This is a genomic window from Halarchaeum rubridurum, from assembly GCF_014647115.1.
GTDB lineage: Archaea > Halobacteriota > Halobacteria > Halobacteriales > Halobacteriaceae > Halarchaeum > Halarchaeum rubridurum.
In genome coordinates, this window is the sequence record NZ_BMOO01000002.1 from 101,344 (window position 1) to 121,537 (window position 20,194).

General features: G+C 71.9%; 24 protein-coding genes. 10 read left to right on the forward strand and 14 right to left on the reverse strand.

The features are described 5' to 3' along the window. Positions 1–10 precede the first annotated feature (10 nt). A complete protein-coding gene (locus IEX84_RS04005) occupies positions 11–493 on the forward strand; it encodes a DUF7510 family protein (protein WP_188870077.1) in 483 nt (160 codons plus the stop codon). On the opposite strand, the gene IEX84_RS04010 is transcribed toward IEX84_RS04005, so the two are convergent. Continuing rightward, entirely contained in the window at positions 490–1,536 is a 1,047-nt protein-coding gene (locus tag IEX84_RS04010; protein ID WP_188870079.1) for a glycosyltransferase family 4 protein, read from the reverse strand. The genes IEX84_RS04005 and IEX84_RS04010 overlap by 4 nt on opposite strands. A 46-nt stretch (positions 1,537–1,582) precedes the next feature. Between IEX84_RS04010 and malQ the strand changes: the two genes are divergently transcribed. Then, positions 1,583–3,088, forward strand: coding sequence for a 4-alpha-glucanotransferase (malQ, locus tag IEX84_RS04015; protein WP_188870081.1), 1,506 nt, complete (start codon positions 1,583–1,585; stop codon positions 3,086–3,088). Here the strand turns inward: malQ and IEX84_RS04020 are convergent. From IEX84_RS04020 to IEX84_RS04035, 4 genes are all read right to left on the reverse strand, one after another. Continuing rightward, a complete protein-coding gene (locus tag IEX84_RS04020; protein ID WP_188870083.1) occupies positions 3,085–3,525 on the reverse strand; it encodes an HTH domain-containing protein in 441 nt (146 codons plus the stop codon). The two genes, malQ and IEX84_RS04020, sit on opposite strands and share 4 nt — an antisense overlap. Before the next feature lie 69 nt (positions 3,526–3,594). Continuing rightward, a complete protein-coding gene (locus IEX84_RS04025; protein WP_188870085.1) occupies positions 3,595–4,422 on the reverse strand; it encodes a histidine kinase in 828 nt (275 codons plus the stop codon). Positions 4,423–4,507: 85 nt separating this feature from the next. Beyond that, the gene (locus IEX84_RS04030) at positions 4,508–5,278 is read right to left on the reverse strand and encodes a sensor histidine kinase (protein ID WP_188870087.1); all 771 of its coding nucleotides are present in this window, start codon (positions 5,276–5,278) and stop codon (positions 4,508–4,510) included. After that, positions 5,262–5,954: a PAS domain-containing protein gene (locus IEX84_RS04035; RefSeq protein WP_188870089.1), complete on the reverse strand. Its 693-nt coding sequence runs from the start codon at positions 5,952–5,954 to the stop codon at positions 5,262–5,264. The genes IEX84_RS04030 and IEX84_RS04035 overlap by 17 nt, the downstream gene beginning before the upstream one ends. Before the next feature lie 85 nt (positions 5,955–6,039). On the opposite strand from IEX84_RS04035, the gene IEX84_RS04040 reads away from it, so the two are divergent. Further along, complete coding sequence (locus IEX84_RS04040) at positions 6,040–6,915, forward strand: DUF3267 domain-containing protein (RefSeq protein ID WP_188870091.1); 876 nt, start codon at positions 6,040–6,042, stop codon at positions 6,913–6,915. On the opposite strand, the gene IEX84_RS04045 is transcribed toward IEX84_RS04040, so the two are convergent. The 4 genes from IEX84_RS04045 to IEX84_RS04060 are packed head-to-tail and all read right to left on the reverse strand — an operon-like array spanning position 6,900 to position 9,476. Next, positions 6,900–7,724 carry an energy-coupling factor ABC transporter ATP-binding protein gene (locus IEX84_RS04045; RefSeq protein ID WP_188870092.1) on the reverse strand — a complete coding sequence of 275 codons (825 nt, stop codon included), beginning with the start codon at positions 7,722–7,724 and terminating at the stop codon, positions 6,900–6,902. The two genes, IEX84_RS04040 and IEX84_RS04045, sit on opposite strands and share 16 nt — an antisense overlap. Further along, positions 7,712–8,524 (reverse strand): cobalt ECF transporter T component CbiQ, encoded by an 813-nt coding sequence (gene cbiQ / locus IEX84_RS04050; RefSeq protein WP_188870093.1) that lies wholly within the window; start codon positions 8,522–8,524, stop codon positions 7,712–7,714. Before cbiQ ends, IEX84_RS04045 begins: the two co-directional genes overlap by 13 nt. Further along, positions 8,521–8,823 (reverse strand): PDGLE domain-containing protein, encoded by a 303-nt coding sequence (locus tag IEX84_RS04055; RefSeq protein WP_188870095.1) that lies wholly within the window; start codon positions 8,821–8,823, stop codon positions 8,521–8,523. Before IEX84_RS04055 ends, cbiQ begins: the two co-directional genes overlap by 4 nt. Further along, positions 8,820–9,476 carry an energy-coupling factor ABC transporter permease gene (locus tag IEX84_RS04060; protein ID WP_188870097.1) on the reverse strand — a complete coding sequence of 219 codons (657 nt, stop codon included), beginning with the start codon at positions 9,474–9,476 and terminating at the stop codon, positions 8,820–8,822. Before IEX84_RS04060 ends, IEX84_RS04055 begins: the two co-directional genes overlap by 4 nt. 408 nt (positions 9,477–9,884) lie before the next feature. Here IEX84_RS04060 and IEX84_RS04065 point away from each other — a divergent pair, with 408 nt between their 5' ends. After that, entirely contained in the window at positions 9,885–10,775 is an 891-nt protein-coding gene (locus IEX84_RS04065) for a glycosyltransferase (protein ID WP_188870099.1), read from the forward strand. 15 nt (positions 10,776–10,790) lie between these two features. Here the strand turns inward: IEX84_RS04065 and IEX84_RS04070 are convergent, their stop codons facing one another. After that, positions 10,791–12,413 carry a spermidine synthase gene (locus tag IEX84_RS04070; protein WP_188870101.1) on the reverse strand — a complete coding sequence of 541 codons (1,623 nt, stop codon included), beginning with the start codon at positions 12,411–12,413 and terminating at the stop codon, positions 10,791–10,793. 138 nt (positions 12,414–12,551) lie between these two features. On the opposite strand from IEX84_RS04070, the gene IEX84_RS04075 reads away from it, so the two are divergent. Beyond that, positions 12,552–12,752 carry a hypothetical protein gene (locus tag IEX84_RS04075; protein ID WP_188870103.1) on the forward strand — a complete coding sequence of 67 codons (201 nt, stop codon included), beginning with the start codon at positions 12,552–12,554 and terminating at the stop codon, positions 12,750–12,752. A gap of 7 nt (positions 12,753–12,759) precedes the next feature. On the opposite strand, the gene nadC is transcribed toward IEX84_RS04075, so the two are convergent. Further along, positions 12,760–13,557 carry a carboxylating nicotinate-nucleotide diphosphorylase gene (nadC, locus tag IEX84_RS04080; RefSeq protein WP_188870105.1) on the reverse strand — a complete coding sequence of 266 codons (798 nt, stop codon included), beginning with the start codon at positions 13,555–13,557 and terminating at the stop codon, positions 12,760–12,762. A 158-nt stretch (positions 13,558–13,715) separates the two neighbouring features. On the opposite strand from nadC, the gene IEX84_RS04085 reads away from it, so the two are divergent. The 5 genes from IEX84_RS04085 to dgoD all read left to right on the forward strand — a co-directional run bounded on the left by IEX84_RS04085 (position 13,716) and on the right by dgoD (position 18,520). Beyond that, on the forward strand, positions 13,716–14,747 hold the full coding sequence (locus IEX84_RS04085) for an ABC transporter substrate-binding protein (protein WP_188870107.1): 1,032 nt from the start codon (positions 13,716–13,718) through the stop codon (positions 14,745–14,747). A 4-nt stretch (positions 14,748–14,751) separates the two neighbouring features. Next, entirely contained in the window at positions 14,752–15,513 is a 762-nt protein-coding gene (locus tag IEX84_RS04090; protein ID WP_188870109.1) for an ABC transporter ATP-binding protein, read from the forward strand. A 31-nt stretch (positions 15,514–15,544) separates the two neighbouring features. Then, positions 15,545–16,462 (forward strand): ABC transporter permease, encoded by a 918-nt coding sequence (locus tag IEX84_RS04095; protein WP_188870111.1) that lies wholly within the window; start codon positions 15,545–15,547, stop codon positions 16,460–16,462. Beyond that, positions 16,463–17,233, forward strand: a complete 771-nt coding sequence (locus IEX84_RS04100) for an ABC transporter permease (RefSeq protein WP_188870113.1) — start codon at positions 16,463–16,465, stop codon at positions 17,231–17,233. It begins immediately after the preceding gene. A gap of 132 nt (positions 17,234–17,365) precedes the next feature. Next, a complete protein-coding gene (dgoD, locus tag IEX84_RS04105; RefSeq protein WP_188870115.1) occupies positions 17,366–18,520 on the forward strand; it encodes a galactonate dehydratase in 1,155 nt (384 codons plus the stop codon). 104 nt (positions 18,521–18,624) lie between these two features. Here the strand turns inward: dgoD and IEX84_RS04110 are convergent, their stop codons facing one another. From IEX84_RS04110 to IEX84_RS04120, 3 genes are all read right to left on the reverse strand, one after another. After that, on the reverse strand, positions 18,625–19,356 hold the full coding sequence (locus IEX84_RS04110) for a hypothetical protein (protein WP_188870117.1): 732 nt from the start codon (positions 19,354–19,356) through the stop codon (positions 18,625–18,627). A 141-nt stretch (positions 19,357–19,497) separates the two neighbouring features. Beyond that, positions 19,498–19,815 carry a DUF7521 family protein gene (locus tag IEX84_RS04115; RefSeq protein WP_188870119.1) on the reverse strand — a complete coding sequence of 106 codons (318 nt, stop codon included), beginning with the start codon at positions 19,813–19,815 and terminating at the stop codon, positions 19,498–19,500. Then, positions 19,816–20,160, reverse strand: a complete 345-nt coding sequence (locus tag IEX84_RS04120) for a winged helix-turn-helix domain-containing protein (protein WP_188870121.1) — start codon at positions 20,158–20,160, stop codon at positions 19,816–19,818. It lies immediately after the preceding gene. Positions 20,161–20,194: the final 34 nt, after the last annotated feature.

Below are 20,194 nucleotides of genomic sequence, written 5' to 3' on the forward strand. Positions count from 1 at the left end.
GTGGTATCGTATGGCAGACGAGAGCGGGGAGACGGCCATCGACGTCGCGGTCGCGGACGACCGGACGACCGTAACCGTCACGGGGACGCGCGACGCGGCCGTCATCGTCGTCTCCGCGTCGGGCGAGCGCATCTATCTCCCGCCGGAGGACTTCGCGGACGCGCCCCGGAGCGAGTCGCCGTCCGTCGCCAGCCCGTACGACGGCGGGCGCGACGCGGGGGCGGAGCCGACGGCGTACGGCGGCGGTGGCGACACGGGCGACGGACGGAGCGACGCGTCCGGACGCGGAGAAAGCGCCTACGGTGGCGGGAGCGAAACGAGCGCCTACGGCGGGGGCGGCGCGGACGCCGACGGGGGCGACGGGGACACCACCGACCCGCACGGCCCGGAGTCGGACACGCGCGTGCTCGGCGTCACCTCGACGCCGACGGGGTTCCGCGTCGTCCACCCCGAACCCGTCCACGACGTGCGCGTCCTCGGCGCGCGCGACTAGACGAGGTCGCGGTAGAGGGCGGCGTACTCGTCCGCGACCGCCGTCCACGGACGGTTCTCGTACGTCGGCTCGCCCGTCATCGCCAGCGCGCGGTCCACGCCGTCCGCGATGGAGTCGGACTCCGGTTCGACGACGACGAGGCAGTCGTCCGGCAGGAGCTCCGCCGCCCCGCACTCCGTCGTCACGACCCGCGTCCCGACGGAGAGCGCCTCGACGACCGTCATCCCGAACGGCTCCGCGAGCGACGCCGAGACGAACAGGTCCGCGCTCGCGTAGTAGTCCGCGAGCTCCTCGTCGGGGACGTAGCCGACGAACTCGACGCGGTCCTTGATGCCGAGCAGTTCGGCGAACCGTTCGAGCTGGGCGGTGAGGTGGCCGCTCCCGCCGACGACGAGCGTCAGGTCGGGTCGTCGGAGTTTCGCGGTCGCGTAGAGGAGGTACGCGATTCCCTTCTGGTGGGTGTGGCGGCCGACGAAGAAGAGCATCTCGCCGTCGATACCGAGTTCGGCCGTCACGTCGCGGCCCGTCGGGTGGACGCGCTTGAAGCCGTTGTGGACGACCGCGGGGTCGCCGCCGTAGCGCTCGACGAGCCGCCGCGCGGTCAGTTCGCTCACGGCCACGAGTCGGTCGGCCGTGTCGGCGATCCGCTGTTCCGTGCGGACCTCGCGGGTCGGCGGGTTCAGGTTCCGGTCCGCGGAGAGCGAGTGGAACGTCGTCATCCACGGGACGTCGTGGGCCGCGCTGGCGCGCGCGCCCGGGCTGTAGCCGAACCAGTCGTGCGTGTGGACGACGTCCGCGTCGGCCGCGACGTCGACGAACGCCGCCGAGAGGCGGCCGATACGGGTGATGATGTCGCCGTCGCCCGTCGGGACGCCGTGGACGTGCGGGTCGTCGTCCGGGGCGTACTCCGCGGGGAGGACGAGTTCGACGTCGACATCGTCGCGCGCCGCGAACTCCCCGTACAACTCCCCGACGACGGTGTCGAGTCCGCCGGTGACGCGCGGCGGGAACCCCCACCCGAGCATCGCGACCGTCAGCGCCACGGCGGCTCGCCCCTCGGCTCTCGTTTCGTCACGGTCGGTAACGTTGATGCGGGGGGGCCGCAAAAACGTTCGCATGGATTTCGAGCGGGCGAGCGGCGTGTTCTGTCACGTCACCTCGCTCCCGGGACGACACGGAATCGGCGACCTCGGGGCCGGTGCGCGCGACTTCCTCGCCTTCCTGGAGCGGGCCGACCAGTCCGTCTGGCAGTTCTGCCCCGTCGGGCCGACGTCGGGCGCGCACGGCCACTCGCCGTACAGTTCGCCCTCGGCGTTCGCCGGCAACCCCCTGCTCCTCGACCTCGACGCGCTCCACGAGCGCGGCTGGCTCACCACAGCGGAGGTCGAACCGCCCGAGGGCTGCGACGACGCGACGGTCGCCTACGACGTCGTCGCGCCGTACAAACGCGAGCGCCTTCGACGGGCGTTCGAGCGCTTCGACGAGGCGGGGTCGCCGGGGTTCGACGCGTTCCGCGAGCGCGAATCGGACTGGCTCGCCGACTACGCGCTCTTCGCGGCGCTCAAGGCCGAACACGACGGCGCGCCGTGGACCGCGTGGCCGACCGGCCTCCGCGAGCGCGACCCCGACGCCCTCGCGCGGGCCCGCGACGAGCACGCCGAGGCGGTCCGCTATCACGCCTTCGTTCAGTGGCGCTTCGACGAGCAGTGGCGCGCGCTCCGCGCCGCCGCGGACGACCGCGGCGTGACGCTCCTCGGCGACGTGCCGATGTACCCCGCGCTCGACTCCGCGGACGTCTGGGCGAACCCCGAGGCGTTCGCGCTCGCGGACGGCCGCCCGAGCGCGGTCGCGGGCGTCCCGCCGAACCCCGGTGACGACGGCCAACGCTGGGGGATGCCGGTCTACGACTGGGACGCGCTCGCCGCCGACGACTACGGCTGGTGGCGCGCACGCCTGGGTCGCCTGCTCGAACGCGTCGACGTCGCGCGCCTCGACCACTTCAAGGCCTTCGAGTCGTTCTGGGCGATTCCCGCGGACGCCGAGGACCCCGCGGCGGGCGAGTGGCGTGTGGGCCCCGGCGTCGACTTCTTCGAGACGGTTCGGGACGCGGTCGGCGGCCTCCCGTTCGTCGTGGAGGACCTCGGCTTCCTCGACGCCGAACTGGAGTCGCTGCGCGAGCGCTTTGGCTTCCCGGGGATGCGCGTCGCGCAGTACGCCGACTGGTGCGCCGACCACCACCGCCACAAACCCCACGATTACCCCCGCGACTGCGTCGCCTACACGTCGACGCACGACACCGACACGATCACCGGCTACTACGACGGACTCGACGACACCCAGCGCGCCTGCATGGAGTACGCGCTCGGCGTCAGCGGCGACGGCGTCGCGTGGGACGTCGTCGACGGCGTCTGGGAGTCCGAGGCGGTGCTCGCGGTGACGACCGTGCCCGACCTCCTCGGGGCGGGCAGCGAGGCGCGACTGAACACGCCGGGGACGACGGCCGGCAACTGGCGCTGGCGTTTCGACCCCGCGGCGCTCGACGACGCGCTCGCCGAGCGACTGCGCGCGACGACGGCGGCGAGCGGGCGCGCCTAAGCGATTTCCTCGGGGACCGCGCCGGTCGTCTCGTAGCCGTCGAAGCAGTCCGAGACGGTCCACGTCCGCGTCCCGTCCGTGCAGGGGAACACCCACGCGAGGTCGTCGCCCTCGTACACCGCGAGCGTGAGTTCCGGGAGCACGAGCGTGCGGACGCTCCGCCCCAACCGCGAGGCACGGGTCTCGACGGCGAGGGTCGAGCGGACGTCGCCGGCCGACCACGTGGCGAGCGCCCGGAGGGCCGCGGTGTCGTCGTCGCCGGCCTCGGAGAGCATCACTTCGCGGCGGACGGTCTCGATTTCGAACTCGTCGATCGCGCCGGCGGCCGCGAGCGCGCTGAGGCGGTCGATGGCCACGGTGCGCTCGCCGGCGACCGGCCGGCGGACGTACAGCACCAATCTGACCGGCGTCTCGTCGCCCTCCGCGTCACTCGGCATACGTCGGGCTATCTATGCCATGTGGTATCAAGTATACCCGAAGGAGGCAATAATTGCCACGCGCGTGGGCTACAGTCGCGTGGCGATGTACGACGCGATGTCGTCGACGAGGTCGGGGTCGAACGTCCAGAAGCCGTCCCAGAGGCCGCGCTCCTGCTCGATGGCGAGCAGCGCGACGGGGTCGACCGACGACCCGGCTCGGGTGTTCGACGCCGGACCGGTCCCGGCCCCGTTCTCGCCACCGTCCCCGACCGCCCGCGCGTCCTCGTCGGGCCGGAAGAGCACGAACCACGAGTCCGTGAAGTCCTCCGTGTAGCCGCCGTGGATCGTGACGCCGAGGGACGCCGGCGGCACCCAGTTCGGGACCCCGTAGACGTGGACGTCCGTCCCGGTGTCGCCGAGCGTCCCGTACACCTCCCGCGTCCCCCGCTCGTCCCGGATGCGCGAGAGCGACTGGAAGGAGGCCCGGTGACGCCCGCCGTCCGCCTGCCACGAGACGCGCTCGATGTACCGCGAGATGACTATCAACAGCAGTTTCTCGGTGTCCGACTGCGGGTACGAGCGCAGCGAGAAGCGAACGCCGTCGAGTCCCGTCAACACGTCCGGGAGGTCCAGCGTCTCGATTCCCTGCGTCCCCGTCCGATAGAGGTCGGAGTTGACGAACAGGAGCGTCTCCTGGAGCGCCGAGAAGGGCGACGTCGCCACCACCTCGTCGCCCTCCACGAGCAACACGACGTCGTCGTCCACGTCCGGTACGTCCGTCTCCTCGACGTCGACCGGCTGCTCCGCGAACGCGGTCTCCAACATCCGCTGGAGGACGGCCGGCCCCGTCCGGTTGGCGACGACGAGCGACCGGTCCCGGTCCGGGACACGGTCGAGGAACCGCGTCAGCGACATCGGCCACCCCGCATCCCGCGGCCGCGGCGGCGTCGGTGGCCGTGCGGGCGTCGACGTCCACGCACGGCCGCTGGCGTGACGGTGGTCATCGGACTCGCTGGAGGTCGACGCAGACGACCGTCCCGCGCGGGTCGTTGTCCTCGACCCACACGCGCCCGCCGAACTGCGTGACGAGTTCGTCCACGAGGTAGAGCCCGAGCCCGGTGCCCGAACTCCGCTCGCCCTGTTCGCCGTGGTCGAAGACCGCGCGCTTTTGCGCGTCCGGGATGCCCGGCCCGTTGTCCGCGATGCGGACCGTACACGTCTCCGCGCCGACCGCGACGGAGACGTCGATGTGGACCGCGCCGCCGTCGCTGTGGAGGACGGCGTTGTCGAGGAGGTTCGTGAAGACGGAGGAGAGCAGCGGCGTCCCGCGCACCGCGAGGTCCGCGGGCAGGTCGCCCGGCCCGTCGACGCTCAGCGTGTCCGCCTGATACTCGAACGTCGAGCGCACCTGCTCGATCTCGCGCGTGAGCACCGCCCCGAGGTCGATGGGTTCGAGCGCCGGGTCGTCGCTCCCGAGAATCTCGGTGAGGTCGCGCACCTCCTCGGTGAGCTCCTGGGTGTGGACGGCGGCGTCCATCACGCGCCGCAGCGTCTCGCGCTGGTCGTCGTCGAGGTCCGCGCGCAACTGGTCGCCCCATCCGCGAATCACCGCCATGTCGTTGCGGATGTCGTGTCGGATGATCTGGTTCAGGAGCTCGTACTGGTCGCGCTCGGTGCTGAGCGCCTCCTCGGCGCGCTTGCGGGCGGTGACGTCCTGCTGGAAGCCGACCCAGTTCGTGACCGCGCCGTTCGCGTCACGGAGGGGGGGCAATCGTCACGGCGTTCCAGAACGCCTCGCCGTCCGCGCGCTCGTTGCGGAGTTCGACCGTCGCCGACTCGTTCGCGGCCATCGCGTCGCGGAACTCGCGCACCGCGGCCTCGTCCGTGGCGTCGGACTGGAGGAACCGACAGTTCCGCCCGAGCGTCTCCAGGACGTCGTAGCCGGTGATGCGCTCGAAGGCGGCGTTCGCGTAGATGAGGGGGTTGTCCGGGCGGGTGTAGTCGGAAATCGTTATCCCGACGGGCGCGGCGTCGACCGCCCCGGTCTTGAGCGGCGTCGCCGGCAGTCGGTCACGCGCCTCCTCCGCGACGCTCAGGCTGGCGAACACCTCGCCGTCGTAGACGAACGGCGAGAGTCGGAGCCGGTGCGAGCGCGCGTCGGCGCTCTCCTGGTACGGGAGCGTCAGCGTGAGGTCGAGCGGGGTCGTCGGGTCGGCGACGTCGTCGAGTGACACGGCGTCGGCCCGGAGCGTCCGGACGTAGTTCGCCGCGGACCGCGTGACCGCCGGGTCGATGTCCGTCTCGTCGAGGAACGTCCGCCACGCCCCGTTGGCGACGACGGTCGTCCCGTCGGCGTCGACGATGGTTATCCCGGTCGAGAGCGAGTCGAGCGCGCGAGCGGCGTACTCGCCGCCGTCGCCCCCTCCCCCGGGAGTCGGCGTCGTCATACCCACGGGTAGCAGCCGTCCGGGCTTAATACCTCTTGCCGACGCGGCCGCCCATCTATATACGCGCGCCGGTGGACGCACGCCCATGGAGACGCCGGCACACGCCGACGAGGCGGTCCTCGGGGACCTCGAACTGACACGCGCGCTCGCGGTCCAGATGGCGTGTCTCGGCACGCTCGGGTTGTTCGTCGCCGCCGCGGGGCTGAGCGCCCTCTACCAGTCCGTCACGAGCCACCCGGTGTCGCTCCGCTTCGCCCCCGGGGTCGGGTGGTGGACGAGCGCGCTCGACGTCCTCGTCGTCCTCTGTCTCGGCGTCGTCTTCGTCGTCCCCCACGAGTGGCTCCACGGGCTCGCCATCCGGTACTACGGCGGCGAGCCGAGATACGGCGTCGGCGTCGCCCACTTCGTCCTCCCGTACGCGTACGCGACGACCGACCACGAGTTCACGCGCGACCAGTTCGTCGTCGTGCTCCTGACGCCGCTCGTCGTCCTGACGGCCGTCGGCGTGCCGGCGATGCTCGCCCTCGACTGGGGGTGGCTCGTCGTCCCGCTCGCCGCGAACGCCGCCGGCGCGGTCGCGGACGTCTGGATGGCGCTCACGCTCCTCGGCTTCCCCGCGACCGTCCGACTCGTCGACCACGCCGACGGCGTCCGAATCGTCGGCCGGGAGCGAGACCGGCCGCGGCGGCTCTCCGTGACCGCGGCCGTCTGGGACGCCCTCGCGGGGGCCGCCGTCGCGGCCGTCGCGCTCCTCCTCTGCACCGCGGTCGTCGGTCCGCTCGCCCTTGACGCCCTCGGTGTCGCGTCGCTGACGGTCGGGACGCCCGGGACGCTCACCCACCTGTTCACGTACACGGCCACCGCGGACGAAATCTCGCTCTCGGCCGGCCCCGGCGTCCTCTCCCTCGGTGCCGCGGTCGGGGTGGCGTACGCGCTCGTTCGGAGCTACCGGCGGCGCTGAGGGTCGAGAGCGGAGCGCGCGTCGTCGAGCAGGTCGCGCGCCGCCGCGACGGTGAGCGGTATCGCGTCGTCGTCGACGAGCCCCGCGAACAACCGGACGGTCGTCGGCGGTCGGAGCCCGACGTCGCTCAGGAGGTCGCGGTCGGTGAGGACGTCGCGGGCGGGCGCGTCGGCGGCGAGCGTGCCGTCGCGGTCGACGACGACCACGCGCTCCGCGATTTCGGGGACGGCGTCGAGCGACGGCGTGAAGAGGACGACGGTGCCGTCGTGGGCCGTCACGAGGTCGCGGATGCGCGCCCGGTAGTGCGCGTCGACCGCCCCGAAGGGTTCGTCGAGGAGGAGGACGTCCGGGTCGAAGGCGAGGACGCTCGCCACCGCCGCGCGCTGTTTCTCGCCGCCGGAGAGGCGAAACGGCGGCCGTTCGAGCAGGTCGGTGAGCCCGAGTTCGTCGGCGAGCGCCGCGACGCGTCGCTCCGCACGCTCGCGCGGGAGGCCGAGTTGCGCCGGGCCGTACTCGATGTCCTCGCGGACGGTCGTGTTGAACAGGTAGTCGTCGGGGTCCTGGAGGAGGACGCCGAGGCGCTCGCGGACGGCCTCGGCGTCGGTCGTCTCGCCGAAGTACGTCACCTCGCCCGCGCTCGGGGCGACGAGACCGCCGAGCGCGAGCTGGAGCGTGCTCTTGCCGGAGCCGTTCGCGCCGACGACGGCGACGCGCTCGCCGCGCCGAATCGTCACGTCGACGTCGCGGAGCGCGGTCGTACCGTCGGGGTAGGCGTGGGTCAGCCCGCGTGCGTCGATTACGGGCTCCACCGCATCACCCCCGACGCGACGACGGCGACGCCCGCGAGCGCGAGGAGCGCGCAGTCCCCGGCGTCGAGGCGGCGCGAGCGCCCGTACGGCGAGGGTGGGCGCGCGCCGCCGCGCGCACGCATCCCGCGACCGACGCGTTCGCCCCGGTCGAGCGTGCGCAGGAAGAACGTCCCGGCGATTCGTCGCGCGTCCCGCCACCCCCCGCGAAGGCCCGTTTCGCCCGTCGTGCGGCTGTTGCGCGCGAGCACGAGGCGCTGGAGTTCGTCGAAGAAGAGGAAGAGGTAGCGGTAGGTGACGGCGACGACCCAGACGAGCGCGACGGGGACGCGCAGGTCGCGAAGCGCGGCGACGACGGCGGAGAACGGCGTCGTCAACACGAGCAGGGAGAGGAGCGCGACGCCGACGCCGACGCGGACGGTGAAGAGGAGGACGTAGGCGACGCCGGCGTCGGTGACCGCCAGCCCCGCGACCCGGAGGAGTGCGTCGCCGGGCAGGAGGACGGCCTGTGGGAGGACGACGAGCGCGGAGACGAGCGGGACGACCGCGGAGCGAGCGAACAGGCGACGGAGCGGGACGGCTGAGAGACGGGCGAGCGCGGCGGTCAGGGCCGCGAAGCAGAGCGCGACGCCGAGCGTCCGCGTGAGGACGACGCCGAGCGCGAGCGCGGCCAGCGCGCACAGCGCGACGCGGGGGTCGCGGCGCTGGAGGAAGCCGTCCGCGTCGGCGATCCGCTCGGCCGCGAAGACGGCGCGGAGCGCGCCGGTGATCGTCTCGACCGTGCGGGCGAGGACGCCGCTCACCGTTCGAGCAGGCGACCCGCGCCGAGCGCGACGCCGAGCGTGAGGAGCGTCCCGAGCGCGGCGGCCGCGAGGGTGCCGACCGGGCCGTCGAGGCCGGCCACGCCGTAGCCGGAGAGGAGGCCGCTCGGAGCGCTCGCGGCCCCCGACGCACCCGCGGCGTGCGCGGCGTTTTCGAGCGGTTCGGCGTAGCCGACGACACCGGACGCCCACCCGAAGACGGGCGCGAAGAGGACGAGCACGAGGAGACAGAGGAGCGCGCGCCGGACCCACGGGCGCGTCGGGAGGACGCGCGCGCTCACGCGCCCACCTCCGGGGCGGCCGCCTCGTCGGCCGAGCGCCCGAGGACGAGGTCGGGGCGGGCGTCCGCGACGTAGCCGTAGACGGCGGCGGTTATCGCGCCCTCGACGAGGCCGAGGAGGGCGTGGCCGACGACCATGATGGGTACCGTGGTCCCGACGGCGTAGGCGAACGCGGAGGAGAAGCCGACGCCGAGGCCGACGACGAGCGCGGAGACGGTGATCGCCCCCCAGCCGGCGATTGCGGCCGCGCCGGTCTCGTGGACGCCGCGGCAGGCGCGAAAGAGCGCGTAGCCGACGAGGACGTCGACGACGGCCATGGCGAAGAGGTTCGCGCCGAGCGCGACGATGCCGCCGTCGCCGAAGACGAACGCCTGAATCGTCACGACGGCGGTCATGGCGAGGACGCCGAGCGAGGGACCGAGCAGGATGCCGGCGAACGCGCCGCCGACGAAGTGCGCGCTCGTGCCGCCCGGTATCGGCCAGTTCAACATCTGCGCGGCGAAGATACCGGCGGCGACGACGCCGAGCAGCGGCGTCCGCTCGTCGCCGAGTTCGCCGCGCGCGCGTCGGACCGCGAGACCGATGGCGACCCCGGAGCCGAGCCAGAAGAGCCCCGCGACCCGCGGGTCGAGGAAACCGTCGGGGATGTGCATACGTGTCCCCACGTGCGAGCGGCACAATAATACTTTTCGTGCCGTTCGTAATACCGGATGCTCCCGGCGGACTCGGGGCTCGAATCGGCTCCTCCACGGTCCTCCGACCGCGACACGTTGGCTTTTCGAGCCGCGAAGCGACCGATAGTTCACCGCACACCTCGACGTCTCGGCTCCGACGTCACGGCCGCGACGGTCGCGCGCGTCGGGTGGGCCGCGGCGACGCCATCGAAACGGTCATTCGCCTCCGCCCCCTCCACCTCGGCGACCACCCGTGCGCCACGTTCAGGACCGCCGGAGCGACGGACCGGGAGCGACACGCGGACGAGCCGTGACAGCCTCGACGTCGCCGAGGGCGCGCGAGCGAGCGCCGGCACGCGCGGATCGGCGCGGAGGTGTCGCGTGCCGGTGACGACGAGCGTCGTCGTCCCCGTCTACAACGACCCCGACGGGCTCTCAACGACGGTCGAGTCGCTCCTCGCGCAGGACACGGACGACTACGAGGTCGTCGTCGCGGACAACGGCTCGACGGACGAGACGGCGGCGCTCGCCGCGGAATTCGCGGACACGGAGCCGCGCGTGCGCCGCGTCGTCGAGGACGACGTGCAGGGCTCCTACGCCGCGCGCAACGCCGGTATCGAGGCCGCGGAGGGCGACGTGGTCGCCTTCGTCGACGCGGACATGTGGGTCGAGCGCGACTACGTCCGCGGGGTGACGCGGGCGACGGCGGAGCGGGACTACGTGGGCTGTCGCGTCGAGCTCGTCGCCGAGGACGGGACGGTCGCGCGCTACCGGCGGGCGAGCGGCTTCCCCATCGAGCAGTACGTCGAGGAACACGGGTTCGCCCCGACGTGCTGTCTCGTCGTCACCCGCCGTCTCCTCGACGAGGTCGGCGACTTCGATGCGCGCCTCGTGTCGAACGGGGACCTGGAGTTCGGCCGCCGGGCGCGCCGGGCCGGCTTCGCGCTCGCCTACGAGCCGGACGTCACGATGTACCACCCGGCGCGCTCGACGCTGCGGGACGTGCTCTCGCAGAACTACCGGATCGGCCGCGGGCGCGAGCAGCTGCGCCACTACCACGGCGAGCGCTTCGACGTCCGCCCGCTGGCCGACCCGCGGAACGTCCTCCCGGTCCACCCGGGACGGTTCCGCGACTCGCTCGACGCGCCCGCGGCGCGGCGCCGCGACCTCCTCGTCTGGTACGGAATCGCGTGCCTGCAGAAGTGGGCGCGGACCGCGGGGACGTTCGCACAGCGGCGGGCCGAGACGCCCCACGCCGAGGGGTACGACGCCGACTGAGCGAGGAGCGCGTGGTCAGCGGGCGACGCGCGCGGCGAGCGTCGCTCCGGTGGCGGTCGTTTCCGCCGTCGCGTCGGCCGTATTCGTCGCGTTCGTCGCGTTCCGCACGGTCCCCGTCTCCTCGATGACGTAGCGCTGGCCGACCATCGGGTCGAGGAGCGCGTCGACCGGTGCCCGGTCGTCGCGGAGCGTCGGCACGTCGTCCGTCGGGACGTCGACGGTGTACTGGTCGACGGCGGCGCCGAGGTCGATCCCGATGTCGCGCGCCGCGTTCCGCTCGCGCAATTCGGCCTGCGTCACGCGGGTCGCCCGCTTCGTGGCGACGAGCTCGACGTTCTGTACGACGTTCGTGTCGGTGGTCGGGAAGCTGTACACCTGCCCGAACACCTCGTTCATCGTCCGGTACTCGGCGCGGTAGAACTGCGAAGCGGGGCCGGTGGGCGCGGAGATGACGTTGGCGACGACCATCCCGTTCGGCGAGAGCCGGTCGGACGCGAGCGCCATGAACTCCCGGGTCGTCAGTTGGAACGGCACCTTGTCCTTCTTGTAGGCGTCGAGGACGATCAGGTCGTAGGTCCGGTCGGTCTCCTGGAGGTACTGGCGGCCGCCCCCGACGTGGGTGGTGATGTCGTACTCGTCCGCGCGGAAGTACTCCTCGGCGACGCGGACGACCTCGGGGTCGATCTCGACGACGTCGACGCTCGCGTCGTACTCGGCGGCGAAGCGCTTCGGGCCGGTGAATCCGCCGCCGCCGACGAACAGCACGCGGTCGATGTCGTCGGGATTCTCGGCGACCAGGTAGGGCATGTGGAAGTAGCGGGTGTACTCGAAGACGTGCCGCGTCGGGTTGCTCTTGTCCATCGCGCTGTGACGCTGGCCGTCGAGGTAGAGCGTCCGCGTGTCGCCGTCGTCGACGACCGCGAGGTCCTGATACGCCGTGTTCGTCTCGTAGACGACGTCGCCGCGCGCGGTGTAGCCGAGCGCGCCACTCGCGGTCGCGGCGACGAGGAGGAGCGCGACGGCGAGCGTCGAGAGCGTCGCCCGCCGGTCCGCGGGCCACGCGAGGACGCCGGCCGTCGCGACCAGCGTCGCCCCGAGCACGAAGGCGATCCGCGACACGGGGAGTGCGGGGATGAGGAAGAAGGTCGTGCCGAACGCCCCGACGATGCTCCCGATGGTCCCAAGGGCGTAGACGCGCCCGGAGGCCGCCCCAATCCCCTCTCGGTCGGTGAGCTCCGCGGCGTACGGGCTGATGAAGCCGAGCAGGTACGTCGGCGGCCCGAACAGGAGGACGACGGCGGGGAGGGACGCGAAGCGCGCGGGGAGCGGGAGCGCCGCCGCCGACGCCAACAGCTGATCGGCGAAGACGATGAGGATCGCGACGTACACCGCGGAGCCGAGCAGCAGACGGACGAGCCGCCCGGTCGTCGCCTCCTCCGCGGCCCGCTTCCCGCCGTAGTGGTACCCAACGCTCAGCGCGGCGAGGAAGACGGCGATGATGCTCCCCCACGTGTAGATTGAGCTCCCGAACTGCGGCGCGACGATCCGCCCGGCGAGGATTTCGAGGCCCATGCTGACGACGCCCGAGACGAACACCGCCAACTCGGGTCTGTTCAGTCGACTCGTCGGGACGCTCATTGGTGGACGATAGCACTCCGCGACGATAAGTGCCGAGGGACGTTGGACGCGCGCCGAGAGGTCGCTCGCCGACGAGGCGCTCGACGCACCGAGCCGGTCGGAACGTACATATACACGCACGGAGGACTGTCGTGTGGTATGTCATCATACACCTCAGAGCTCGCGGCGATATTCGAGCGCGTCACGGGCGAACGCGAAGTGCGCGAGGAACAGACGGAGACGTACGGCCGGGGTGCGGAGGAGCACGACGCGAACCGCGACGTCGTCCGCGCGGTCGACGACGGGCTCGGCGACGCGATTTCGGGCGGCGAGGCCGGGCGGGGTCCGCCGACCGGGTGAAGGCGCGCTACTCGGTGAGCAGCGTCACGTCGAGCCAGTTCGCGGAGTGCGTCAGACTGCCCATCGAGACCACGTCGACGCCGGCGGCCGCGTAGTCCGCGACGGTCTCCGGGGTTATCCCGCCGGAGGCCTCCGTGAGCACGTCGTCGGGGAGCGTCTCGACGCAGTCGGCGATCTCGGCGGGCGTCATGTTGTCGAGCAGGACGACGTCCGCGCCGTACGAGGCGGCGCGGCGGGCCTGGGACTCCGTCTCCGCCTCGACCTCGATTTTCGTCGTGAACGACGCGCGCTCGCGGGCCTCGCGGACGGCCGTCTCCAGCCCGACGACGTCGATGTGGTTCTCCTTGATGAGCACGGCGTCCGCGAGGTTGTAGCGGTGCGGGTCGCCGCCGCCGACGCGGACCGCCTTCTTCTCGAAGTAGCGAAAGCCCGGCGTCGTCTTGCGGGTCGCGGCGACGCGCGCCTCGCCGGCCCGGTCGACGCAGGTCCGGGTCGCGCTGGCGATCCCGCCCATGCTCCCGAGGAAGTTGAGCGCGAGGCGTTCGGCTTCGAGGAGCGCGCGGGCGTCGCCCGATACCCGCAGGAGGTCGTCGCCGGCCGCGATTGCGTCCCCGTCGTCGACGAGCGCCTCGACGGCGAGGCCGACGTGCTCGAAGAGCGAGCGCGCCTCCGCGACGCCCGCGGCGACCCCGGAGTCGCGGGTCCGAACGACCGCGTCGGCGTCGTGGCCCTCGACGAGCGCGCTCGTCACGTCCCGCCAGCCGGCCCCGTCCTCTTCGAGGAAGGCGTGTGGTCGCGTGTCCATATCGCATCGACCGCACGTAGCCACAAAACGCTCCGGGTTTCGCGTCTAGATTCGATGTGAGTATGTCGTCCGACTCTTGAAGAGATTTGTTCTCCGAACAGACTCAGTGACGAGAAAATGCAGAAGTAATTTGTATTCGAAGCCGATATCACCGATGAATGCGTCGCAGAGCGTACCTCCGAACCGGGGCGGCGGTTATCGGGAGCACGGGTATCGCGGGCCTCGCCGGCTGTAGCGGGTCGGGCGGCGGCGACGATGCCGCGGGACTCCGGCTCGCGTTCCAGGCCCCCGCGGAGACCGTCGACGTCAACACGTGGGACGCGGCCGACCGGGTCGCGCCCGCGGAGTACGACCTCGACACAACCATCGACGTCTTCGAGGGCGTCGACCTCGCCGCCCAATCCGTCCTCTCGGGGAACGCGGACGTCGCGCGCGGGTCAGTCACGGCCGCCGCGAACCTCGTCGCGGCCGGGCGGGAGTTCACGTTCGTCTCCGTCCCGATTCGCTCGACCGACTACGTCCTCGTCGCCGACGGCGACATCGACTCCCTCGAAGCCATCGTCGAGCAGGACGCCGTCGTCGGGATGTCCGCGCCGAACGGCCTCGACGCCGTGCAGACCATCGCGCTCCTCAGCGAGGGGGGCGTCATCGAGAGCGCGGACGAACTGAACTTCCAGCGCGTCGGCTATTCGAGCGCACGCCGGGCCGCGCTCGCCGAGGGCAGCATCGACGTCTCCCCCCAGCACTACGCGCAGTGGCTGGCGATGCGCGAGGCGGGCGACGACCTCACGCGCCTCGCCACGTTCGGCGACGTGCTGACGTCGTGGGTCCAGGAGACATACATGGTTCCCCAGACCGTCATCGACGAGAAACGCCCGCAGCTCGTCGACTTCGTCGCGGCCCAACTGCGCGCTAACAGGCGGCTCGTCGACGACTACGAGCACTACGGGTCGCTAATCGACGAGTACGTCGACGGCGGCGGTCCCGGTGAACGCGTCCAGCGGCGGACCTACGACTTCCTCACGGACATCGACGTCTGGCCGCCAGACGGCGGCTTGGGGAGAGCCGAGGTCGACTACATGCTCGACCTCTCCGCGCGGGTCGGTCTCACGGAGGAACGCATCCCCACGGACGAGGTGATGGACCGCTCCATCCTCGCCGACGCCCGCGAGCGCGTCGGGGAGCGGTGACGCGATGACGACGCTGCGCGCCGAGGCCGTCCGGAAGACGTACCGGAGCGACGCCGGTGACGTGATAGCCGTCGACGACGTCTCGTTCACCGTCGAGGACCGGGAGTTCGTCTCCGTCGTCGGCCCCTCGGGGTGTGGGAAGACGACGCTCCTCCGGCTGTTCGCCGGGCTCGAAACGCCGACGGCGGGGCGCGTGCTCGTCGACGGCGAGCGCATCGAGGGCCCCTCGCCGGAGCGCGCGATGGTGTTCCAGTCGTTCAACCTCTTCGACTGGCGGACCGTCCGCGGGAACGTCGCCTTCGGGCTCGAACGACAGGGCGTCCCCGAGGCCGAGCGCCGCGAGCGCGTCGACGACTGGCTCGACACCGTCGGCCTCGCCGACTTCGCGGACGCCTACCCCGACGAGCTCTCCGGCGGGATGCGCCAGCGCGTCGGCCTCGCGCGTGCGCTCGCCGTCGACCCGGACGTCCTCCTCATGGACGAGCCGTTCGGCGCGCTCGACGCCCAGACGCGCGCCGTCCTCCAGTCCGAGCTCCTCGACCTCTGGGAGGACCGGCGGACGACCGTCCTCTTCGTCACGCACGACATCGAGGAGGCGCTGTTGCTCTCCGACCGCGTGCTCGTGATGGGCGCGGCCCCGAACGCGGTGACGCGAACCGTCGACGTCCCCTTCGAGCGCCCGCGCCACGGCCGCGAGCTGGAGACGACGCCCGCGTTCGCCGAGTACCGCCGCGAAATCTGGGACCACCTGCGGGGCGAACAGTGACCGACGCCGCCCGACGCACCGAGTACCTGCGGTGCGTCACGCCCGCGAGCTCGCGGCGCTCGCGGCGGCCGAGTCGACACTTTCGGCGGCCGGGTCGACACTTGCGGCGGCCGGGTCGACACTTGCGGCGGCCGGGTCGACACTTGCGGCGGCCGGGTCGACGGCCGCGTCGGCGGAGCCGATGACTGCGATGGACGTGCGCGCCCGCGTCCGCGACCCGCTGTTCGGCGTCGCGTCGCTCGCGTTCGCGTGGGAGCTGCTCGCGCGACTCGTCGTGGACCGGCTCCCGCCGCTCTCGGGCGTCCTCGTCGCCGGCGTCGACCTCGTCGCCTCCGGCGAGCTAGTCGGCGCACTCGCGGCGAGCCTGCCGACGCTCGCGCTCGGCTACGCGCTCGCGGTCGCGGTCGGCGTCCCGCTCGGGCTCCTGATGGGGTTCTCGCAGCGCGCGGACGCGCTCGCCGACACGCCCGTGACGACGCTGTTCGTGACGAGCGTCGCCAGCCTCCTCCCGCTGCTCATCGCCGTCTTCGGGGCCGGCCTCGGCTTCTACGTCGTCGTCGTCTTCCTCTTCGCCGTCTTCCACGTCACGCTCACCCTCCGCGCGGGCGTGCGGGACGTGGACGACGCGCTCGTCGAGACCGGACGGGTCTTCGGCGCGTCGCGGTTCGGCGTCTACCGGCACGTCCTCCTCCCGGCCTCGCTCCCGCACGTCGCGGCCGCGCTCCGCCTCGGCGCCGTCCGCGCCGTGAAGGGGATGGTCGTCGGCGAGCTCTGGGTGTACGCCGGCTTCGGCAGCCTCCTCCACGGCTACCAGCGCTACAGTCAGACGGACAGCGCGCTCGCCGTCGTCCTCGTCCTGATGGTCCTCGCGGCCGGCCTGTCGGGTGGCCTCGGCGCGCTCGAACGCCGCTACGCCCCGTGGCAACGCGTCGAGGGGGGTGTGCGCTGAATGCGCGACGAGGCGTTCGCGCTCACCGACCGCCGGCGTCGCGTCCTGCTCCGCGCTGCGTCCGTCCTCGCCCTCCTGCTCGCGTGGTACGCCTACACGGCCACGACGCGGACGCTGCTCGCGTCGCCGGTCGCGGTCGCCGCCTCGTTCGTCGAGCACGTCGTCGTGACCGGGACGCTCCGGCGCGCCATCGCGGACGCCCTCGTCCACGCGGCGCTCGGCTACGCGCTCGCGGTTGCGGTCGGCGTCCCGGTCGGCTTCGCGCTCGGCCTCTCGGAGCGCCTCGCCGCGGCCTACGACCCCGTCGTCGACGCGCTCTACGCCGCGCCGGTCGTCGCGCTCGCCCCGTTGTTCGTCGTCTGGTTCGGCCTGACGCCGCTGGCGAAGACCGCGCTCGTCTTCCTCTTCGCGGTGTTCGTCGTCGTCGTCACGACGGAGACCGGCGTCCGCGAGACCGACACGGGGGCCGTCGACGCCGCGCGGGTCTTCGGTGCCGGGCCGCGCGTCGTCTACGGCGAGGTGTACCTCCGCTCCGCCCTCCCGTCGGTCCTGACCGGCCTCCGCCTCGGCGCGGGCCGCGCGGTCCGCGGGATGGTCGCCGCCGAACTGTTCCTCTACGCGGACGACCTCGGGAGCTACCTCATCGACACCGCGGCGACGTTCCGGATGGCGGATTCGCTCGCCGGCGTGCTCGCGCTCTCCCTCACCGGACTGGCCGCGATGGCGCTCGTCGCCGGCCTCGGACGCGCCGTCACGCGCTCCGGGTCGTGACGAGCGGCGGCCCCGAACCGGCGACGTCGGTGCGCCGTCCTGCGGTCGCGCTCGCGTGCTCCCGACGCCGTCGCACGACCCGCCGACTGAGACGACAACCTACAATAGCGTGGTGGACGCAGGTCCCGGGAGATGACGCGAATCGTCGACTACGAGCTCTTCGAGGTGCCGCCGCGCTGGCTCTTCTTGCGGATCGAGACGGACGACGGAATCGTCGGCTGGGGCGAACCCGTCGTCGAGGGGCGCGCGAAGACCGTGCGGGCGGCCGTGGAGGAACTGATGGAGACCTACCTGCTCGGCGAGCCCGTGAACCCCATCGAGGACCACTGGCAGACGATGTACCGCGGCGGGTTCTACCGGGGCGGGCCCGTCCTGATGAGCGCCATCGCGGGCATCGACCAGGCGCTCTGGGACGCGAAGGGCAAATCGCTCGGCGTCCCCGCGTACGAGCTCCTCGGGGGCGCGGCCCGCGAGCGCATCGAGGTCTACCAGTGGATCGGCGGGGACCGCCCGAGCGACGTCGCCGCCGAGGCCGAGCGGAAGGTCGAGCAGGGGTTCTCCGCGCTGAAGATGAACGCGACGGAGGAGCTGGAGCGCCTCGACGACCCCGCGGCGGTCGAGGCCGCGGTGAACCGCCTCCGCGAGGTTCGTGAGGCCGTCGGCGACGAGGTCGACATCGGCGTCGACTTCCACGGCCGCGTGACGAAGCCGATGGCGAAGCGCCTCGCCGTCGCCCTCGAACCCTACGAGCCGATGTTCATCGAGGAGCCCGTGCTCCCCGAGCAGAACGACGCGCTCCCGGACATCGCCGCGCGCACCTCGATTCCGATAGCCACGGGCGAGCGGATGTACTCCCGGTGGGACTTCAAGGAGGTCTTCGAGAGCGGCGCGGTCGACGTCATCCAGCCCGACCTCTCGCACGCCGGCGGCATCACGGAGGTGAAGAAGATCGCGGCGATGGCCGAGGCCTACGACGTCGCGCTCGCGCCCCACTGCCCACTCGGGCCGATAGCGCTCGCCGCCTGTATCCAGGTCGACGCCTGCTCGCCGAACGCGACGATTCAGGAGCAGAGCCTGAACATCCACTACAACGAGACGAGCGACGTCCTCGACTACCTCGCGGACCCGTCCGTCTTCGACTACGAGGACGGCTACGTCTCCATCCCGGACGCACCGGGGCTCGGCGTCGAAATCAACGAGGCGCACGTCCGCGAACAGGCCGAGACGGACGTCGACTGGCACAACCCCGTCTGGCGACACGACGACGGCAGCGTCGCCGAGTGGTGACTCGGGGCCCACGAACGGACGGTCGTCGGAGGTCCGACGATGGGGCGCGCCCCGGGGAGTACCGCGAGGAGCGGGGAGCGGAGGGGGGAGTAAAAGAGGCCGACTCAGACCGCGGCGTCCCCCTCGCGGAGTTGGACGAACGCCTCGGCGAGCACGCCGAGCGTGAGGAGCGAGAACGGCAGCGCGAACACGCCGGAGGCGACGGTGGCCGCGGACGGGCCGGCGACGGCACCGATGACGACCGACGCGACGACGGAGACGACGCCACCGACGACACCGACGACGACGAACAGGATGAAGAGCACGACGAACAGCCGAAGCCAGTTGCCGCGCGTGAGCCGCCAGCTATCGCGGAGCGCCGCGACGAAGTTCTCGTCGTCGACGATGACGTGGAAGATAGTGAAGCAGAACGCGACGTACGCGATGATGCCGGGAACGACCAGGAGGACGGTCCCGATGGCGACGATGACCCCGTAGACGAGGCCACCGACGACCGCGTTGACGAACGCGCCGAGGGCGTTTCGACGGTAGTACTCGCCGGGAATCGAGCGCGCTTCGCCGGCGACGAAGACGCGGACCGCGACGATGGTGAGGTACTGGAGCGCCACGAAGGCGAGTACGGTGACGAGCGCGAGCACGGACAGCGGCGCGTCGACGGACGGGAGCGCCGCCGCCCCGGTCGCGGCGTCGCGCGGGAGTTGCGTCGCGAGCAGGCTGTAGAGGGCGACCTGCCAGACGAGGCCGACGACGGCGTACGCCGCCACGAGGAGCGCGCCGTTTCGGGTGGCGACGCGTCCGAGGCCGCCGGTCAGGGAGGAACCGATATTCAGGGTCACGACCGACCGTTTCGGTTGCCGTAGGTTAAACGCAGCGACGATGTTCCGGCCCGGAAAACGATGGCCGGACGCGTCTCGTCCGGCCCGCCGGTCGCCCTCGGTGTCGTCGACGGGTCCGTTCGTCGTCGCGAACGGCGACGCCTACCGGCGGACGTAGAGCGAGTAGAGGATGCTGGCGAGGCCGGCGATCTCGACGACGCGGCTCACGATGGGCGCGTAGTAGGTGTAGACGAGCGGGCCGAACCCGAGGCGCTGGCCGAGCGACGCGACCGCGAGCGAGATGGCGAACGGGACGACCGTGAGGAGGACGAGACCGAGCGCGAGGTAGAGCATCGGGCGACTGCGGTTGCGCCGGTAGCCCCGGTACGCCTGGAGGACGATGGCGAGGCTCAGGACGAGGGCGAGCAGCGTCACGGCCAGCAGAACGAGATAGCCGGCGTACGCCGTCGCGTCCGCCATCTATATCCCCTCCCACATGTCGGTGAAGCGGTCGGCCGGGTCGTCCGGCGTCGTCTCGACCGCGACGGTGAGTTCGCCGTCGTCGAGGTCGACGGTGAGACGGTCGAGACGGGCCTCGAAGACGCTGTAGTGGTGCCCGCTGTCGCCGATTTCGGTCCGTTCGGTGAGGAGTCCGGCCTCGACGAGCCGTTCCGCCCGCCGGTAGACCGTGGGAAGCGAGGCGTCGCATCGGTCGCTGAGTGTTTTCGCGGACATCGGTTCGGTGCTCGTCTGAGTGAGGATGGCGCGCGCGTACTCGTCGTCGAGGAGCGCGAAGAGTTCCTCGTCCGGCCGGTCCTCACTCACGGCGGATCGTTCGGCCGGGAGGGGTTAATACCCG

Coding starts and splice junctions, on each gene's coding strand:
- nadC (WP_188870105.1), bottom strand. CDS start 13,557: ATGGACACGCGACCACACGCCTTCCTCGAAGAGGACGGGGCCGGCTGG.
- malQ (WP_188870081.1), top strand. CDS start 1,583: ATGCGGGGGGGCCGCAAAAACGTTCGCATGGATTTCGAGCGGGCGAGC.
- IEX84_RS04085 (WP_188870107.1), top strand. CDS start 13,716: ATGCGTCGCAGAGCGTACCTCCGAACCGGGGCGGCGGTTATCGGGAGC.
- IEX84_RS04075 (WP_188870103.1), top strand. CDS start 12,552: ATGTCATCATACACCTCAGAGCTCGCGGCGATATTCGAGCGCGTCACG.
- dgoD (WP_188870115.1), top strand. CDS start 17,366: ATGACGCGAATCGTCGACTACGAGCTCTTCGAGGTGCCGCCGCGCTGG.
- IEX84_RS04115 (WP_188870119.1), bottom strand. CDS start 19,815: ATGGCGGACGCGACGGCGTACGCCGGCTATCTCGTTCTGCTGGCCGTG.
- IEX84_RS04020 (WP_188870083.1), bottom strand. CDS start 3,525: ATGCCGAGTGACGCGGAGGGCGACGAGACGCCGGTCAGATTGGTGCTG.
- IEX84_RS04090 (WP_188870109.1), top strand. CDS start 14,752: ATGACGACGCTGCGCGCCGAGGCCGTCCGGAAGACGTACCGGAGCGAC.
- IEX84_RS04100 (WP_188870113.1), top strand. CDS start 16,463: ATGCGCGACGAGGCGTTCGCGCTCACCGACCGCCGGCGTCGCGTCCTG.
- IEX84_RS04070 (WP_188870101.1), bottom strand. CDS start 12,413: ATGAGCGTCCCGACGAGTCGACTGAACAGACCCGAGTTGGCGGTGTTC.
- IEX84_RS04040 (WP_188870091.1), top strand. CDS start 6,040: ATGGAGACGCCGGCACACGCCGACGAGGCGGTCCTCGGGGACCTCGAA.
- IEX84_RS04005 (WP_188870077.1), top strand. CDS start 11: ATGGCAGACGAGAGCGGGGAGACGGCCATCGACGTCGCGGTCGCGGAC.
- IEX84_RS04025 (WP_188870085.1), bottom strand. CDS start 4,422: ATGTCGCTGACGCGGTTCCTCGACCGTGTCCCGGACCGGGACCGGTCG.
- IEX84_RS04060 (WP_188870097.1), bottom strand. CDS start 9,476: ATGCACATCCCCGACGGTTTCCTCGACCCGCGGGTCGCGGGGCTCTTC.
- IEX84_RS04035 (WP_188870089.1), bottom strand. CDS start 5,954: ATGACGACGCCGACTCCCGGGGGAGGGGGCGACGGCGGCGAGTACGCC.